The 256-nt window shown below is 66.4% G+C and carries 1 protein-coding gene; it reads right to left on the bottom strand.

What is annotated here, in order from left to right:
• Window positions 1-33: 33 nt before the first annotated feature.
• Window positions 34-256: response regulator (locus tag ACLJNW_RS26625; protein WP_410961570.1), on the bottom strand; the 223-nt coding region annotated here is incomplete at its 5' end.

Genomic DNA, 256 nt, shown 5'->3' with positions numbered 1-256 from the left:
ATGGTAGGAGGCTAGCCGTCGTCGCGAGACCGGCTAGTCGCTCGCGGTTAGCGGGCACCAACGGTCGAGGATGGCTTTCAGTTCATCGCGGTGGAAAGGCTTGGCCAGGTAGTCGTCCATGCCGGCGGCACGACAACGTTCGCGCTCGTCCGGCAGGGCGTTGGCGGTCAGCGCGATGATCGGCAGGCCGCCCCAGCGTCCGCTGTCGCGGATCTGCCGGGTCGCTTCGTAGCCGTCCATCACTGGCATGTTGCAG

Origin of the sequence: Salmonella sp. SAL4457, from assembly GCF_046548235.1 — a bacterium.
Taxonomy (GTDB): Bacteria; Pseudomonadota; Gammaproteobacteria; order Enterobacterales; family Enterobacteriaceae; genus Salmonella; species Salmonella enterica.
This window is presented reverse-complemented; position numbering and strand designations above follow the sequence as displayed.